We start from the raw sequence: 16,612 nt of genomic DNA on the forward strand, positions 1-16,612 counted from the left end.
TGACCGGTGCTGTCCGGCACCACCCGGCACCCTTGCCGGGGTCAGTGGCCATGTATACCTGTTAGGTATCGGCGATACTAGGGCGTGCGGCACATCGCGTGCGGCACGCGGGACATGGCATCGGGCGCGGGCACGTGGCACGAAGGACGCGGGAGGAGAGCACGAGTGCGGCAGTCCCTGCTGGCCCTGCTCGCCCGCGGCCCGGCCCACGGCTACGAGCTGAAGCAGGACCTTGAGCAACTGCTGGGCTCCGCGTACCCTCAGCCGAACGTCGGCCAGATCTACGTCACCCTGGGCCGCCTCGAGAAGTCGGGGCTGATCGAGGGCGAGGACGTCGAGCAGTCCAGCCGGCCCAACAAGAAGGTCTACCACCTCACCGATGCCGGGCGGGAGGCGCTGCGCGCCTGGTACGAGGAGACCGCGGACGAGCCGCGGGTGCGGGACGAGTTCTTCATGAAGCTGGCCCTCGCCCCGCAGACCGGCCTCGCCGACCGGATCACCCTGATCAACCGGCAGCGGCGCCAGTACCTCAACACCATGCGGCAGTTGTCGAAGCTGGCCGCCGCCGAAGACCGGGACAACCGCGTCGCCCATCTGCTGATCGAGGGCGCGATGCTGCACCTGCAGGCCGACCTCGACTGGCTGGAGCGGTGCCAGGAAGAGCTGGAGGAGCTGGAGTGAGCGAGAGCCCCGCCCCCGTGCTGCGCGCCGAAGGCCTGGTCAAGACGCACCACGGCGAGGGAGCCCCGGCGCACGCGGTGCGCGGGGTGGATCTGCGGGTGACGCGCGGTGAGTTCGTGGCGGTCACCGGTCCGTCCGGCGCCGGCAAGTCGACCCTGCTGCATCTGCTCGGCGGGCTCCAGCGTCCGGACGCCGGCAGCATCTGGCTGGACGGCGAGCGAACCGACGCCTACAGCGAGGCCCGCTGGGCGGTGGAGCGCAGGAAGCGCATCGGGATCGTCTTCCAGTTCTTCAACCTCGTCTCGAACCTGTCGGTCGCCGACAACGTGGAACTGCCGGCCCTGCTCGCCGGGACCCCGCCGAAGAAGGCCCGCGCCGGCCGGGAGGAGCTGCTGGCCGAGCTGGGCCTGACGGGCAAGGAGCGGAGCATGCCGGGCGAGCTGTCCGGCGGTGAGCAGCAGCGGGTCGCGCTGGCCCGTGCCCTGGTCAACCATCCGCCGCTGCTGCTGGCCGACGAACCCGCCGGCAGTCTGGACAGCAAGGGCACCCGCGAGGTGATGCGGCTGCTGTCCCGCTTCCACCAGCGCGGACAGACGATCGTCCTGGTCACGCACGACGCCCGGCTGGCGAGCGCCGCGGACCGGGTGATCAGCTTCTTCGACGGACGGATCGCCGACGACGCGGAACTCGACGGGACGCCGTCGCGCGGCCGCGGCGCGTCCGGGGTGCTGGAACTCAGGGACTGACCAAGGACCGACCAGGAACCGACCGGAACACGGGACCGACCAGGACTGACGAAGGACGGGCATGCGGGTGTACGACGGTCCGGGCGTCCGGCGCGGGCGAAGGAGCTGACGCCGGTGCGAGCGACCCTGCGCTGGGCGCACTCCGATCTGCGGGCGCACCGCGGCGAGGCGCTGTTCCTGGTTCTCGCCACCGCGGGTGTCGTCGCGTCCCTGCTGCTGGCCACGGCCCTGTTCGGATACGCCACCAACCCCTGGCAGCGGACCTTCGCCCAGGCCCGCGGCGCCCACGTCACCTTGCACACCACCGCTTCGGCCGACGCCTCGAAGCTGGCGGACCTCGACGGTGTGGAGTCCGTCTCCGGTCCCTACCCCACGGCCGCCGTCACCCTCGCCGCCCGCGGCAGCCGGGCCTCCGCCGAGCTGCGCGGCACCGTCGGACAGCCCGGCACCGGCCGCCCGCTGATCACCTCCGGGCACTGGCTGGACCCCGCCACCCCCGACGGTGTGGTCCTGGAGAGCAGCCTCGCCCGTGCCCTGCTCACCACGCCCGGCGACACCCTCACCCTGCCCGGCACCGCGCGGACCCTGACCGTGGTGGGCGTCGCCGACAGCGCCGAGCCGCGCTACCGGCCGGGGGAACGGCCCGGCCTGGTGTGGGCCCTGCCGTCGGCCGTGGCCGACCCCGACGGCCGGGTGACCGGGCTGCGGCTGACCGATCCCGCCGACACCGGGTACGCGGTGCAGCGTGCGGTGACGGTGCTGGGCGCCGGCGCGATCGGCGAGGTCTCCACCTGGCAGCAGGCACGGGCCGCGGCGCAGGGCGACAACCGGCTGCTCGGCCAGGTCCTCGGCCTGTTCGGGCTCGGCGCGCTGGTCGCCGCCGGGTTCGCGGTGCACGGGGCGATCAGCACCCGGATCCGGGGGCATCTGCGGGACATCTCCGTCCTCAAGGCGATCGGCTTCACTCCGGGTCAGGTCGTCCGCGTCTTCCTGCTCCAGCATCTCGGCTACGCCCTGCTGGGCGCGGTGACGGCCGCCGCGCTGACCGAGGCGCTGGGCAGCGGGATACCGGGCCGGCTCGGCGACGCGGTCGGCGTGTGGCAGGGGCTGCCGGGACACACCGTGGCGCTGTTCGTCGTACCCGTGGGGGCGGTGCTGTTCATCGGCGCCACCACCGGGCTCGCGGCGTGGCGGGCGGGCCGGGTGCCACCGGTGCCGGTGCCCGGGTCCCGTCGTCACACTCTCCTCGTCCGCCCGGAGGCGGACGGGAGCGTGACGACGGGGCCCGGGCCGGCGGCGCCGGAGGCCGGCCGGCTGACGGGTGTGGCGCGACGGGCGCTCGGGGCCCGGGTGCCTCCCGCACTGGTCCTGGGCTGGCACAAGGCGTTCAGCCGCCGCCCGCGCTCGCTGGGCATGGTGGCCAGGCTGGCGTTGCCGCTGCTGCTGATCGTGACGGCGCTGAGCGCGTGGACCACCATCGACCGCTTCCACGGCAGCCCGGAGCGGGTGGGGCTGCCCACCGCGCTGAGCGTCCGCGCGGACGCCTCGCTCGGCGACCGGGAGGCCCGCGCCCTGCTGGAACGCGATCCGCAGGTCGCCGCCGCCCACCCGGGCGTCGAGGTGGCCGCCCTGGTCCCCGGCCAGACCGCCACGATCGCGCTGCGCGGCTTCGGCACCCGCCAGGAGCCCTACCCGTTCACCCTGGCCGAGGGCCGCGCCGCGCACGGACCCGACGAGGCGGTGGCCGGGCAGGGGCTGCTGGACCTGCTGCACGTCCGGGTCGGCGACTGGGTGCGGGTGACCGTCGGCGACCGGCCGCAGATCCTGCACATCGTCGGCCGCAGCATCGAGCCGGAGAACGCCGGGCGGGTCATCTCCACCTCGCTCGACACCCTCCGCGGCAACGACCCCGGGCTGAAGCCCGCCCTCTACCAGCTCCGGCTGGACCCCGGCGCCGACCCCGCGGCCGTCGCCGAGCGGCTGGCCGGGATGGGAGACGGCCGGCTGGACGTGCATACGGTGACCAACCCCGCCGAAGGGCTGTCCGCGTTGCGCGCGGTCGTCGTCGGGCTGATCGCCGTACTCGCCCTGATCGGGCTGATCGAGCTGCTCACCGCGATCGGCGGCACGGTGCGCGAGGGCGAACGGGACCTGCTCGCGCTCAAGGCGATCGGCCTCTCGCCGCGGCAGATCACCGGGATCACGGTCACGGCCACCTCCTGCACGGCACTGGCCGCCGTGCTCGTCGCCATGGGGCTGGGGCTGCCGCTGGCGCACTGGCTGATCGACGCCCAGGGACGGTCGAGCGGCATCGGCGCCGGGATCGCCCGGGGGCCCTCCCCCGCACTCCTGGTGCTGCTCGGTACCGCCGCCGTGCTGGGCGCCGCCGCCCTGGCGGCCCTCCCGGCCGCCCGCGCGGCCCGGCGCCGCCTCGCGGACACCCTGAGCGCGGTCGCGTGAGGACCTGACGGCCCCGGGTGCTGCGGCCGGTGGGTGCGCGGAGGGGGTTCTCCGGCTGGTCAGCGCGCGTACGGGTTCTGCGGGGCGGCCGGTGCGTACGGACGGCCGGGCGTGCCCGGGGCGTACGGGGACTGCGGGTAGGCGTAGGGGTTCCCCTGCACCGGAACGTGCGGCTGCCCCGGACCGCGCGCCGGGGCGTGGGCAGAAGCGGAGGCCGGGTGCGATGCCGGTTCCGGCGCCGGAGCCGAAACCGGAACAGGGGTCTGCGGGACGAGTCCGGGGAACGGGCCCCGGGTCGCCGGGTGGTCCGCCAGCCGGACGCCGTAGCGCCGCTTGAGCCGCCGCAGTTCCAGCAGGGCGATCCCGGTGACCGTCAGCGGGGCGGCCAGGACGAAGACGATGCCCAGGGCGAGACCGAGCCCGTGCAGATCACCGGTGATCAGGTCCGGCAGGGACATCAGCCAGCAGGTGACGACGGCGAGCAGGGCCGGCAGCGAGCGGTGCACGGCGCCCGTGCCGAAGAAGTTCCCGGAGACCCGCAGCGCCGCGGCGAAGACGAAGACGAAGAGCCACAGCATCACCGGGCAGAGGACCAGGAACAGCCCCAGGTCCTCCCTCCCGAGCCCGAGCATCGCCCATCCCAGCAGCACCGGGGCGGCGAGGGCGCAGACGAAGAGCAGCAGCAGCCTGAGCGCGTCGACCAGCGGTACCCGCAGCTGCCGTACGGTGCCGGTGCGCCGCCACACCAGGAGCATCACGCCGACCGTCAGCGGGGTGAGGAGAAGGAGCACCAGGGCCGCGGTCAGGGTGTTCGTCAGCAGCTCGGTGAAGTCGAACCCGCCGGCGAGGAAGGTGTACACGCCGAGGGTGGCGGCCAGTCCGGCGATGATCCGTATGCGCTTGAGCCGTTCGATGGACGGATCGGGCGAGTCGGGTATCCACGCGGGGTGGAACAGCGCCCGCGCCAGCTGATGGGGCTTCAGGAATGTCGAGACCCTGAGCGGGCCTCTTGTCCAACTCCCGCGCGTACGTCCCAACGTGAGCGCCCCCGAGCGTCCGTCGTGATGGTGGTCGTCGTGATCGACGGGGGATTCTACGGGAAGCGGACGACAGTGCGCCGTCCGCTTCCCGCTCCGCTCTCAGCTCCGGCCGCGCAGCTTTCGGTAGGTGGCGACCAGGGCCCGGGTGGAGGCGTCCAGGCCGGGCACGTCGGCGCCCTCGGTGAGCGCGGGTTCGACGCGCTTGGCGAGCACCTTGCCGAGCTCCACGCCCCACTGGTCGAAGGAGTCGATGTTCCAGACCGCGCCCTGCACGAACACCTTGTGCTCGTAGAGGGCGACGAGCTGGCCGAGGACGGACGGCGTCAGCTCGCGCGCGAGGATCGTGGTCGTGGGGTGGTCGCCCTTGAACGTCTTGTGCGGCACCAGTTCCTCGGGCACGCCCTCGCCGCGCACCTCGTCCGGCGTCTTGCCGAAGGCCAGGGCCTGCGTCTGGGCGAAGAAGTTGGCCATCAACAGGTCGTGCTGCGCCTTGAGTTCGTCACTCAGCTCGGCGACCGGCTCGGCGAAGCCGATGAAGTCCGCCGGGATCAGCTTCGTCCCCTGGTGGATCAGCTGGTAGTAGGCGTGCTGCCCGTTGGTGCCCGGCGTGCCCCAGACCACGGGGCCGGTCTGCCAATGGACCTCGCGCCCGTCCCGGCCGACGTACTTGCCGTTGGACTCCATGTCGAGCTGCTGGAGATAGGCGGTGAACTTCGACAGGTAGTGCGAGTACGGCAGCACCGCGTGCGACTGGGCGCCCAGGAAGTTGCCGTACCAGACGCCCAGCAGCCCCAGCAGCAGCGGCACGTTGGACTCGGCGGGGGCGGTGCGGAAGTGGTCGTCGACGAGGTGGAACCCGTCGAGCATCTCCCGGAAGCGGTCCGGGCCGATGGCGATCATCAGCGACAGGCCGATCGCCGAGTCGTACGAGTAACGCCCGCCGACCCAGTCCCAGAACTCGAACATGTTCGCCGTGTCGATGCCGAAGTCGGCGACCTTCTCCGCGTTCGTCGACAGGGCGACGAAGTGCCGGGCGACAGCGGCCTCGTCATCGAGCGCGTTCAGCAGCCAGGTCCGCGCGGAGGTGGCGTTGGTGACCGTCTCGATGGTGGTGAAGGTCTTGGACGCGATGACGAACAGCGTCTCGGCCGGGTCCAGGTCGCGGAGGGCCTCGTGCAGGTCGGAGCCGTCCACGTTGGACACGAAGCGGACCGTGAGGTCGCGGTCGGTGAAGGCGCGCAGCGCCTCGTACGCCATCGCGGGGCCCAGGTCGGAGCCGCCGATGCCGACGTTGACCACGGTGCGGATGCGCTTGCCGGTGTGGCCGGTCCACTCACCGGAACGCACCCGGCCGGCGAAGTCGGCCATCTTGTCGAGGACGGCGTGCACGCCCGGGACGACGTTCTCCCCGTCGACCTCGACCACCGCGTCCCGCGGCGCCCTGAGGGCGGTGTGCAGGACGGCCCGGTCCTCGGTGGTGTTGATCCGCTCGCCGCGGAACATGGCGTCGCGCAGCCCGAACACGTCGGTGGCCGCGGCCAGTTCGCGCAGCAGCCGCAGGGTGTCGTCGGTGACGAGGTGCTTGGAGTAATCGATGTACAGGTCACCGACCCGGAGGGTGTACGCGGTGCCCCGGTCGGGATGGGCGGCGAACACCTCGCGCAACCGCAGGTCCCCGAGCTCCTCGCGATGCTTGGCCAGTGCGGTCCACTCGGGAGTCTGGTCGAGCCTGGTACGGCCGTCTGCGTTCATCTCGGACTTCAGCCTTCTTCCTTGCTGCCTGTGCTGCTTATCCGCCCCGCTGCCGGTTCCAACCTAATTGATCAGAGGTGGACATCACCTGTCGTGGCGCCGTCGTGGGGCGCAACAACGGATACGGCTGTCCGGCCTCCGGGTATCAGCACGGCGACGTGCGGGACGTCGGGGGGCTGCGGGCAGGACAGGCGGCGCTGCGGACGATCGCCGCAGCTTGTGGCACAGGTACAGCACGGTTCGGCGCAGGCGGCCCGGGCCGGCCGCACACCACAGGGCCCGGTCGGCCGTCGGATGCCGGACCGCCCGGAGCGAGCGCGAAGCGAACCGCTAGATCTCGCCCCGCAGTTTGGCGAGCGCCTCGGCGAGGATCGCCTCGCCGTCCGCGTCGCTGCGCCGCTCCCGCACATAGGCGAGGTGCGTCTTGTACGGCTCGGTACGCGGCGGGTCCGGGGGGTTCTCCCGGTCCTGACCCGCCGGAAAGCCGCAGCGGGGGCAGTCCCACGTATCGGGGACCTGCGCGTCGCTCGCGAAGCTCGGCTGGGTCTCGTGCCCGTTGGAGCACCAGAAGGAGATGCGCAGCCGCGGCGCTGACTCACCGCGCTCGGCCTCGCCCATCGGCCCCGCCCCGACCCGGCTTCCCCGGATCGCGTTGCCACTTGCCACGGTTGTAACTCCCTGCGTGATGGTGCGGCGAAGCGAGTCGGCGTTCCGCTTCGCTGCGAGCGCCTCAGTCTACGTAAGGCCCAACGCGCGTCCAGTGATTGGAGTTACCGCTCCCCTATCCAGACGCAAGCCCCATGATAGGCCGCGCTGTGCCGCGCGTACCGGACATGGGGCCTTACGTGGGGAATGCGCACCCGATGCGGGGGGATTGTCCGCCAGGGTCTTTCGCCCGGGTCAGCTCGTCTTCATCATGACGCCGAGCGCGATGATGCACACGGCCCAGAGCAGACCGACCACGACGGTGATCCGGTCGAGGTTGCGCTCGGCGACCGAGGAACCGCCCACGGAGGACTGCATGCCGCCACCGAACATGTCGGAGAGGCCGCCGCCCTTTCCCTTGTGCATCAGCACCAGCAGCATCAGCAGCAGGCTGAAGACGATCAGGGCGATCGAGAACCCCAAAACCACGGCTGGACCAACTTCCTCGGATTCGGACGGACGACGCGGGGTCCAGCACGGGACTGGACCCCGCAAGGGTACGACGGATCGCGGCTAGCGCCTACTCACTGGTCGCGAAAGCGGATGATCTTGACGAACTCGTCCGCGTCCAGCGAGGCACCGCCGACCAGGGCCCCGTCGATGTCGGCCTGGGCCATGATCTCGGCGACGTTGCCCGACTTGACCGAGCCGCCGTACTGGATGCGGACCTGGTCGGCGACGTCCTGCGAGTACAGCTCGGCGAGCTTGCCGCGGATGGCGCCGCAGACCTCCTGGGCCTCTTCGGCGCCGCAGACCTTGCCGGTGCCGATGGCCCAGACGGGCTCGTAGGCGATCACGACGGACTCGGCCTGCTCGGCGGGCAGGTCCTTCAGAGCGCCCTCGACCTGGGCGAGGGTGTGCGCGACGTGGTTGCCGGCCTCACGGACGGCCAGCTCCTCGCCGACGCACAGGATCGGCGTGATGCCGTGCTTGTACGCGGCCTTGACCTTGGCGTTCACGATCTCGTCGGTCTCGCCGTGGTACTGCCTGCGCTCGGAGTGCCCGACCGCCACGTACGTGCACTTCAGCTTGGCCAGCATCGGGCCGGAGATCTCGCCGGTGTAGGCACCGCCGTCGTGCGCCGAGATGTCCTGGGCGCCGTACCTGATCTTCAGCTTGTCGCCGTCGACGAGGGTCTGCACGGAGCGCAGGTCGGTGAAGGGCGGCAGGACGGCGGCCTCGACGGCCTCGTAGTCCGTGTCGGCGAGCGCGAAGGCGAGCTTCTGGACGTGGGCGATGGCCTCGAGGTGGTTGAGGTTCATCTTCCAGTTGCCCGCCATCAGCGGGGTGCGGCCTTTTTCAGCAGCGGTCATTGAGGGTCAGTCCTCCAGTGCGGCGAGGCCGGGGAGCGTCTTGCCCTCGAGGTATTCGAGGGAGGCGCCGCCTCCGGTCGAGATGTGGCCGAATGCCTTTTCGTCGAAGCCCAGGATGCGGACGGCCGCGGCGGAGTCGCCGCCGCCGACCACGGTGTAGCCCGGGGAGTCGAGGAGGGCCTGGGCGACCGCTTTGGTGCCCTCGGCGTAGTCGGGGTGCTCGAAGACGCCCATGGGGCCGTTCCAGAAGACGGTGGCCGCGTCGGCGAGCTTCGAGGCGTAGAGCGTGCAGGTCTCGGGGCCGATGTCCAGGCCCATCCGGCCGGCCGGCATGGCGTCCGCGGCGACCGTGGCGGGGTGGGCCGGCGCCTTGGTCTTCAGGTCCGGGAACGCCTCGGCGACCAGGGTGTCGACCGGCAGCAGCAGTTCGACGCCGTTCTTCTCGGCGCGCTCCAGGTACTCGGTGACGGCGGACAGCTGGTCCTCCTGGACCAGCGACGTGCCGATCTCGTAGCCCTTGGCCTTGAGGAAGGTGTACGCCATGCCGCCGCCGATGAGGATGCGGTCGGCCTTGCCGAGCAGTTCGTCGATGACGGCGAGCTTGTCGGAGACCTTGGCACCGCCGAGGGCGACGACGTAGGGCCGCTGGACGTCGTCCGTGAGCTTCTTCAGGACGCCGACCTCGGCGGCGATGAGGTAGCCCGCGGCGTGCGGCAGGCGGGCCGGGAGGTCGTACACGGACGCGTGCTTGCGGTGCACCGCGCCGAAGCCGTCGCCCACGTAGAGGTCGGCCAGGCCGGCCAGGCGGTCGGCGAAGGCGCCGCGCTCGGCGTCGTCCTTGGCCGTCTCGCCGGCGTTGAAACGCAGGTTCTCGAGGACCGCGACCTGTCCGTCGGCGAGGCCGGCGACGGTGGCGGCGGCGGACTCGCCGACGGTGTCCGTCGCGAACGCCACGTCGGCGCCGAAGAGTTCACCCAGGCGGGCGGCGGCCGGGGCGAGCGAGAAGGCGGGGTCCGGGGCGCCCTTGGGGCGGCCCAGGTGCGAGGCGACGACGACACGGCCGCCCGCCTCGGCGAGCGCCTTGACGGTGGGCAGCACCGCGCGGATACGGCCGTCGTCGGTGATGGTGGTGCCGTCCAGCGGCACGTTGAGGTCGGCGCGGACGAAGACCCGCTTGCCCGCGACCCCTTCGGAGAGGAGTTCGTCGATCGTCTTCATGAAGGGACTCCTGGAGAAGAGCTTGTGTTCGCTCGTGATCGCTCGTGATCGGAAGCGGTCGACCGCCCCGATACGCGCGTCAGGGCTCGGACAGCGCGTTGGCGCGCCGGCCGAGCCCTGCACTCGTATCAGGCGGTCTGCTCCACGATCAGAGCTGGTTGCCGATGAAGACCGTGAGGTCCACGAGGCGGTTGGAGTAGCCCCACTCGTTGTCGTACCAGCCGATGATCTTCACGCTCTTGCCGTCCTGGACCATGGTCAGGGACGAGTCGAACGTGCAGGACGCCGGGGCGTTGACGATGTCGGAGGAGACGATCGGGTCCTCCGTGTACTCGAGGAGACCCTTGAGCTCGCCCTCGGCGGCCTTCTGGAAGGCGGCGTTGACCTCCTCCTTGGTGACCTCGCGGCCGAGCTCGACGACCAGGTCGGTGACCGAGCCGGTCGGGACCGGGACGCGCATCGCGATGCCGTCCAGCTTGCCCTCGAGCTGCGGGAGCACCAGGGCGGTGGCCTTCGCCGCACCGGTCGTCGTCGGGATGATGTTCTCGGCGGCGGCACGGGCGCGGCGCAGGTCCTTGTGCGGGAAGTCCAGGATGCGCTGGTCGTTCGTGTACGCGTGCACCGTGGTCATCAGACCCTTGACGATGCCGAAGTTCTCGTCGAGCACCTTCGCCATCGGCGCCACACAGTTGGTGGTGCAGGAGGCGTTGGAGATGACGTGGTGGTTCGCCGGGTCGTACTGGTCCTGGTTGACGCCCAGCACGATGGTGACGTCCTCATCCTTGGCCGGAGCCGAGATGATGACCTTCTTGGCGCCACCGGTGATGTGCTTCCCCGCGTCGGCCTTCTTCGTGAAGATGCCGGTCGACTCGATCACGATGTCGACGCCCAGCTCGCCCCACGGGATGTCCTCGGGGTTGCGCTCGGAGAGCACCTTGAGCGTCTTGCCGCCGACGGTGATCGTGTCGGCGGTGTGGGTGACCTCCTGCTTGAGGCGGCCCAGAATGGTGTCGTACTTCAGCAGGTGGGCAGTGGTCGCGGTGTCGCCCAGGTCATTGACCGCCACGATCTCGATGTCTGCGCCCTGCTCGAGCAATGCGCGGAAGTAGTTCCGGCCGATGCGGCCAAACCCGTTGATGCCTACGCGGATCGTCACGAACCGATCTCCTCGTTGGTGCGCCGGCTCAAGTCGCCGGCGAGCTGTATTGGGATGTCCCCGACCACCCCCGACCCTACCTCTCCGGGGCCACGCCCGTGACATCGAGTCGGGCCATACCCGGCAGGCCGACCCTTACCCGCCAGTAGGGCACGGACCGCCCGGGCCGGGAGACCCCGTGCGGCTCTGTCACGAAGGGCGGCCCGACCTGGTCCGGAGGCCCTACGCCCCGTGCCCCGCTGCCGAGTTGAGCCGCCGGGCAGGCCCTAGCCGACGAGGTTGTCTGCGAGTTCCTCGCCGATGTTGGCCTCCGTGCCCGGGATGCCGAGGTCGACGGCGCGCTTGTCGGCCATCGCGAGCAGCCGGCGGATCCGGCCGGCCACGGCGTCCTTGGTCAGCGGCGGGTCGGCGAGCGCGCCCAGTTCCTCCAGCGAGGCCTGCTTGTGCTCCATGCGCAGCTGCCCGGCCGCGGCGAGGTGCTCGGGGACGTCGTCGGCGAGGATCTCCAGCGCACGCTGCACCCGGGCGCCGGCGGCGACGGCCGCGCGGGCCGAGCGGCGCAGGTTGGCGTCGTCGAAGTTGGCCAGCCGGTTCGCCGTGGCGCGCACCTCGCGGCGCATCCGGCGCTCCTCCCAGGCCAGCACCGAGTCGTGCGCGCCCAGCCGGGTGAGCAGGGCGCCGATGGCGTCGCCGTCACGGACGACGACCCGGTCCACGCCGCGCACCTCGCGTGCCTTGGCGGCGATGGACAGGCGGCGGGCGGCACCGACCAGGGCCAGCGCGGCCTCCGGGCCGGGGCAGGTCACCTCCAGCGAGGAGGAGCGGCCCGGCTCGGTCAGGGAGCCGTGCGACAGGAACGCCCCGCGCCAGGCCGCCTCGGCGTCACAGGTGGCACCCGAGACCACCTGCGGGGGCAGACCGCGGATCGGACGGCCCCGGCCGTCCACCAGGCCGGTCTGGCGGGCCAGCTGATCGCCGCCCGCGACCACCCGGACGACGTAGCGCGAACCGCGGCGCAGCCCGCCCGGTGCCATCACGATCAGTTCGGAGCTGTGGCCGAAGATCTCCAGGATGTCCCGCTTGAGGCGGCGGGCGGCCATCGCCGTGTCCAGCTCCGCCTCGATCACGATGCGCCCGCTCACCAGGTGAAGGCCGCCGGCGAACCGCAGAACGGCGGAGACCTCCGCCTTTCTGCAGCAGGTCCGGGTGACGGGGAGCCGGGAAACCTCGTCCTTCACCGCTGCCGTCATCGCCATGGGCCGATCCTTCCATGCATCCGGAAAATACGGTCGTACGCGGCGGCCAACAGCTCCGGGTCGTGCCGGGGGCTTCCGTCGGGCCGGGCCACCGGCGCCAGCTCGACCGCGGCGCCGAGCCGCTTGGCGGCGTCGGTCAGCAAGTCGCGGTCGGGCACGGCGGCCTCGTCGGCCAGCACCACGTCCAGGGCGAGTTTAGGGGCGTGTCGTCCCAAAACCTCCACATGACGCTGCGGGGAGAAGCCCTCGGTTTCTCCGGGCTGCGGGGCGAGGTTCAGGGAAAGTACCCGGCGGGCCTTGGTCCGGATGAGCGCGTCCAGCAGTTCCGGCACCAGGAGGTGCGGGATGACCGACGAGAACCAGGAGCCGGGGCCGAGCACCACCCAGTCGGCGTCGAGGACCGCCTCGACCGCCTCGGGGACGGAGGGCGGGTCGTTCGGCACGAGGTGCACGGACTGCACCTCGCCGGGGGTGAGGGCGACGGTCGCCTGCCCGCGGACGGTGGCCACGGCCTCGGGGTGCCCCGGGTCGTGGCCCTTCACCAGCGCCTGGAGCTCCAGCGGTACGGCCGACATGGGCAGCACCCGCCCGTGCGCGCCGAGCAGCCGGCCCACCAGGTCCAGGGCCTGGACGTGGTCGCCGAGCTGCTCCCACAGGGCGACGATCAGCAGATTGCCGACCGCGTGCTCGTGCAGCTCGCCCTTGGACTGGAAGCGGTGCTGGATGACCCGGGCCCAGGTCTGGCCCCAGTCGTCGTCGCCGCACAGCGCGGCCAGCGCCTTGCGCAGGTCGCCGGGGGGCAGCACACCCAGTTCGTCGCGCAGCCGCCCGCTGGAGCCGCCGTCGTCGGCCACGGTGACGACGGCGGTGAGGTCGCCGGTGATCCGGCGCAGCGCGGCGAGCGAGGCGGACAGTCCCATGCCGCCGCCGAGGGCGACCACCTTGGGCTGGGCGCCGCGGCGTCTCGGCCTGGCGCCGCGGGCCCCGGCCGGCCGTCCGGCGGCGCGCCCTTCGGGCATCACCCGGCGCAGCCGGTGCAGCCGGTGCAGCCGCGGAGTGCGTGCGGTCATTCCCGTCCCATGTCCCGGTGGACGACCACCGTCTCCACACCCTCCGCGGCGAGTCGGGCGGCGAGCTTCTCCGACATGGCGACCGAGCGGTGCTTGCCGCCGGTGCAGCCGACGGCGATGGTCACATAGCGCTTGCCCTCGCGGCGGTAGCCCGCGGCGATCAGCCGCAGCAGCTCGGCGTACCGGTCGAGGAACTCCTTGGCGCCGGGCTGGTTGAAGACGTACGCCGCCACCTCCTCGTTGCGGCCGTTGAAGGGGCGCAGTTCCGGGACCCAGTGCGGGTTGGGCAGGAACCTCATGTCCACGACCAGGTCGGCGTCGACCGGGAGGCCGTACTTGAAGCCGAAGGACATCACGGTGGCCCGCAGCTCGGGCTCCTCGTCGCCGGCGAACTGGGCGTCCATCTTGGCGCGCAGTTCGTGCACGTTGAGGCTGGAGGTGTCGATCACCAGGTCGGCGTCGCCGCGCAGTTCGCGCAGGAGTTCACGCTCGGCGGCGATGCCGTCGACGATGCGGCCGTCGCCCTGGAGGGGGTGCGGGCGGCGCACCGACTCGAAGCGGCGTACCAGGGCGTCCTCGGAGGACTCCAGGAAGACGATCCGCCGGGTGACACCCCGGTGGTCGAGGTCGGCGAGGGATTCGCGGAGGTTGTCGAAGAAGCGCCGGCCGCGGACGTCGACGACGACCGCGATCCGGGCCACGTTGCCCTGGGAGCGGGCGCCGAGTTCCACCATGGTGGGGATCAGCGCGGGCGGGAGGTTGTCGACGACGAACCAGCCCAGGTCCTCCAGACACTTCGCGGCCGTGGAGCGGCCGGCCCCGGACATGCCGGAGATGATCACCAGCTCGGGGATCGCCACCTCGGGGGCCCCGGCCGTTTCCTTGCCCGTACTCACCTGTGCTCCGTCACCTGTTCCGTCGCCGTCGTCCTGGCGTGTCTCGTGCTCGGTCATCTCTCCAGCCCCCGTCGGTCGTCCGGGGCGCCCGTGGGCACGGGCTCCCCGGGAGAACCCCCGGACTTTCCGGGTTCTTCCACGTCGTCCATGTCATCCATGGCAACCATGTCATCCATGATCTCGCCCGTCGCCGTGTTCACGGCGGGACCGGCGGGCACCGCCCCGGCGAGGGCGGCGGTGATCGCCTCGGCCGTCTTGCGGCCTATGCCGGGCACGTCGCAGATCTGTTCGACGGTCGCCGCACGCAGCTTCCTCACCGAGCCGAAGTGCTTGATCAGCGCCTGCTTGCGGCTCTCTCCGAGGCCGGGCACGTCGTCCAGCGGACCGGACCGGAAGCGTTTGGCCCGCTTGACGCGCTGATAGCCGATGGCGAAGCGGTGGGCCTCGTCCCGGACGCGCTGGAGCAGGTAGAGGCCCTCGCTGGTGCGGGGCAGCACCACCGGGTCGGCGTCGCCCGGCAGCCACACCTCCTCCAGCCGCTTGGCGAGGCCGCACACCGCGATGTCGTCGATGCCGAGCTCGTCCAGGGCCCGGCGGGCCGCCGCGACCTGGGGGGCGCCGCCGTCGACGACCACCAGCTGGGGCGGATACGCGAAGCGCTTGGGGCGGCCGTCGTCCTCGGTGAGCGTGTTCGCGGACGGTACGGCTGGGCCGTCCGCGTCCCCGGTGTCCGCGGCGGTCCCGACGGGCCCGTCCGGGCCGAGGACGGCCTCCGCGCCGGCGGTCGGGGCAGGGTCCGGGGCGCCGGCCGCCTTCTCGACGGTCCCGTCCACGGAGTGCTCGCCGTCGGGCTCCGCGCCGTCGCTCCATTCGCCGGTCCGCTCCCTGTCGGCGAGATAGCGCCGGAAACGGCGGGTGATCACCTCGTGCATGGACCGGACGTCGTCCTGGCCGGCGAAGCTCTTGATCTGGAAGCGGCGGTACTCGCTCTTGCGGGCCAGCCCGTCCTCGAAGACGACCATGGAGGCCACGACGTCGTCGCCCTGGAGGTGCGAGATGTCGTAGCACTCGATCCGCAGCGGGGCGCTGTCCAGGCCGAGGGCGTCGGCGATCTCCTCCAGCGCGCGCGAGCGCGTGGTCAGGTCGGAGGCGCGCTTGGTCTTGTGCAGGACGAGGGCCTGCTGGGCGTTGCGCTCCACGGTCTCCATCAGGGCCCGCTTGTCCCCGCGCTGCGGAACCCGCAGGGAGACGCCCGAGCCCCGCCGCCCGGTGAGCCACTGCTGGACGGGCTCCACCGGGTCGGGCAGCGCGGGGACCAGGACCTCCCTCGGGACGGCGTCGCCGGTCTCCTCGCCGTACAGCTGCTGCAGGGCGTGCTCCACGAGGGCGCCGGTGGTGATCTCCTCCACCTTGTCGGTGACCCAGCCGCGCTGGCCGCGCACGCGTCCGCCGCGCACGTGGAAGATCTGGACGGCCGCCTCCAGTTCGTCCTCGGCGACCGCGATCAGGTCGGCGTCGGTGGCGTCGGCGAGCACCACCGCACTCTTCTCCATGGCCTTCTTCAGGGCCCCGATGTCGTCGCGCAGGCGGGCGGCCCGCTCGTACTCCATCTCCTCGGCCGCCTCGGTCATCCGCTGCTCCAGGCGGCGCACATAGGTGCCGGTGCGGCCGGCCATGAAGTCGCAGAACTCCTCGGCGAGTTCGCGGTGGTCCTCGGCGGAGACGCGGTCCACGCAGGGCGCCGAGCACTTGTCGATGTAGCCGAGCAGGCAGGGACGGCCGGTACGGGCGGCGTTCCTGAAGACACCGGCCGAGCAGGTACGCACCGGGAACACCCGCAGCAGCAGGTCCACGGTGTCGCGGATCGCCCACGCGTGCCCGTACGGACCGAAGTACCGGACGCCCTTCTTCTTGTGACCGCGCATCACCTGCACGCGCGGGAACTCCTCGTTCATCGTCACCGCGAGGTAGGGGTAGCTCTTGTCGTCGCGGTACTTGACGTTGAACCGGGGGTCGTACTCCTTGATCCAGGAGTACTCCAGCTGGAGCGCCTCGACCTCCGTGGACACCACCGTCCACTCCACGGAGGCGGCCGTGGTGACCATGGTGCGGGTGCGCGGATGGAGCCCGGCGAGGTCCTGGAAGTAGTTCGCCAGGCGCTGGCGCAGGTTCTTCGCCTTTCCGACGTAGATCACCCGGCGGTGCTCGTCGCGAAAACGGTAGACCCCCGGCGAGTCGGGGATCTCACCCGGTTTGGGGCGGTAGCTGGAGGGGTCGGCCATGTCTCACACCCTACTGGCGGGGACCGACACGACGGCG

Annotated in this window: 14 protein-coding genes; 3 read left to right on the forward strand and 11 right to left on the reverse strand. The window is 71.7% G+C overall.

Translation table 11 applies throughout. The features are described 5' to 3' along the window. The first annotated feature begins 165 nt into the window (after positions 1-165). From ACFWVE_RS16650 to ACFWVE_RS16660, 3 genes are all read left to right on the forward strand, one after another. Positions 166-681, forward strand: coding sequence for a PadR family transcriptional regulator (locus tag ACFWVE_RS16650; protein ID WP_384014101.1), 516 nt, complete (start codon positions 166-168; stop codon positions 679-681). Beyond that, positions 678-1,427 carry an ABC transporter ATP-binding protein gene (locus ACFWVE_RS16655; RefSeq protein WP_384014104.1) on the forward strand — a complete coding sequence of 250 codons (750 nt, stop codon included), beginning with the start codon at positions 678-680 and terminating at the stop codon, positions 1,425-1,427. The genes ACFWVE_RS16650 and ACFWVE_RS16655 overlap by 4 nt, the downstream gene beginning before the upstream one ends. A gap of 114 nt (positions 1,428-1,541) precedes the next feature. Next, positions 1,542-3,887: an ABC transporter permease gene (locus ACFWVE_RS16660; RefSeq protein ID WP_384014107.1), complete on the forward strand. Its 2,346-nt coding sequence runs from the start codon at positions 1,542-1,544 to the stop codon at positions 3,885-3,887. A gap of 59 nt (positions 3,888-3,946) precedes the next feature. Here ACFWVE_RS16660 and ACFWVE_RS16665 read toward each other — a convergent pair whose 3' ends face one another. The 11 genes from ACFWVE_RS16665 to uvrC form a co-directional block, all read right to left on the reverse strand. After that, entirely contained in the window at positions 3,947-4,924 is a 978-nt protein-coding gene (locus tag ACFWVE_RS16665) for a hypothetical protein (RefSeq protein WP_384014110.1), read from the reverse strand. 102 nt (positions 4,925-5,026) lie between these two features. Beyond that, positions 5,027-6,679 carry a glucose-6-phosphate isomerase gene (gene pgi / locus ACFWVE_RS16670; protein ID WP_384014113.1) on the reverse strand — a complete coding sequence of 551 codons (1,653 nt, stop codon included), beginning with the start codon at positions 6,677-6,679 and terminating at the stop codon, positions 5,027-5,029. 330 nt (positions 6,680-7,009) lie between these two features. After that, positions 7,010-7,345: an RNA polymerase-binding protein RbpA gene (locus ACFWVE_RS16675; protein ID WP_078649359.1), complete on the reverse strand. Its 336-nt coding sequence runs from the start codon at positions 7,343-7,345 to the stop codon at positions 7,010-7,012. Between the two features lie 234 nt (positions 7,346-7,579). Beyond that, positions 7,580-7,813 (reverse strand): preprotein translocase subunit SecG, encoded by a 234-nt coding sequence (secG, locus tag ACFWVE_RS16680; protein ID WP_266072250.1) that lies wholly within the window; start codon positions 7,811-7,813, stop codon positions 7,580-7,582. Between the two features lie 95 nt (positions 7,814-7,908). Further along, a complete protein-coding gene (tpiA, locus tag ACFWVE_RS16685) occupies positions 7,909-8,697 on the reverse strand; it encodes a triose-phosphate isomerase (RefSeq protein ID WP_384014117.1) in 789 nt (262 codons plus the stop codon). Between the two features lie 6 nt (positions 8,698-8,703). Next, complete coding sequence (locus ACFWVE_RS16690; RefSeq protein WP_384014120.1) at positions 8,704-9,915, reverse strand: phosphoglycerate kinase; 1,212 nt, start codon at positions 9,913-9,915, stop codon at positions 8,704-8,706. Positions 9,916-10,063: 148 nt separating this feature from the next. Further along, entirely contained in the window at positions 10,064-11,071 is a 1,008-nt protein-coding gene (gene gap, locus ACFWVE_RS16695) for a type I glyceraldehyde-3-phosphate dehydrogenase (protein WP_384014123.1), read from the reverse strand. Between the two features lie 266 nt (positions 11,072-11,337). Continuing rightward, positions 11,338-12,327: a DNA-binding protein WhiA gene (gene whiA / locus ACFWVE_RS16700; RefSeq protein ID WP_384014125.1), complete on the reverse strand. Its 990-nt coding sequence runs from the start codon at positions 12,325-12,327 to the stop codon at positions 11,338-11,340. After that, on the reverse strand, positions 12,318-13,397 hold the full coding sequence (gene yvcK / locus ACFWVE_RS16705) for a uridine diphosphate-N-acetylglucosamine-binding protein YvcK (RefSeq protein WP_384014128.1): 1,080 nt from the start codon (positions 13,395-13,397) through the stop codon (positions 12,318-12,320). The genes whiA and yvcK overlap by 10 nt, the downstream gene beginning before the upstream one ends. Then, positions 13,394-14,350, reverse strand: a complete 957-nt coding sequence (gene rapZ, locus ACFWVE_RS16710; protein WP_384014131.1) for an RNase adapter RapZ — start codon at positions 14,348-14,350, stop codon at positions 13,394-13,396. The genes yvcK and rapZ overlap by 4 nt, the downstream gene beginning before the upstream one ends. Continuing rightward, the gene (uvrC, locus tag ACFWVE_RS16715) at positions 14,347-16,575 is read right to left on the reverse strand and encodes an excinuclease ABC subunit UvrC (protein WP_384014134.1); all 2,229 of its coding nucleotides are present in this window, start codon (positions 16,573-16,575) and stop codon (positions 14,347-14,349) included. Before uvrC ends, rapZ begins: the two co-directional genes overlap by 4 nt. Positions 16,576-16,612: the final 37 nt, after the last annotated feature.

Origin of the sequence: Streptomyces sp. NPDC058632, assembly GCF_042717095.1 — a bacterium.
Lineage (GTDB): Bacteria > Actinomycetota > Actinomycetes > Streptomycetales > Streptomycetaceae > Streptomyces.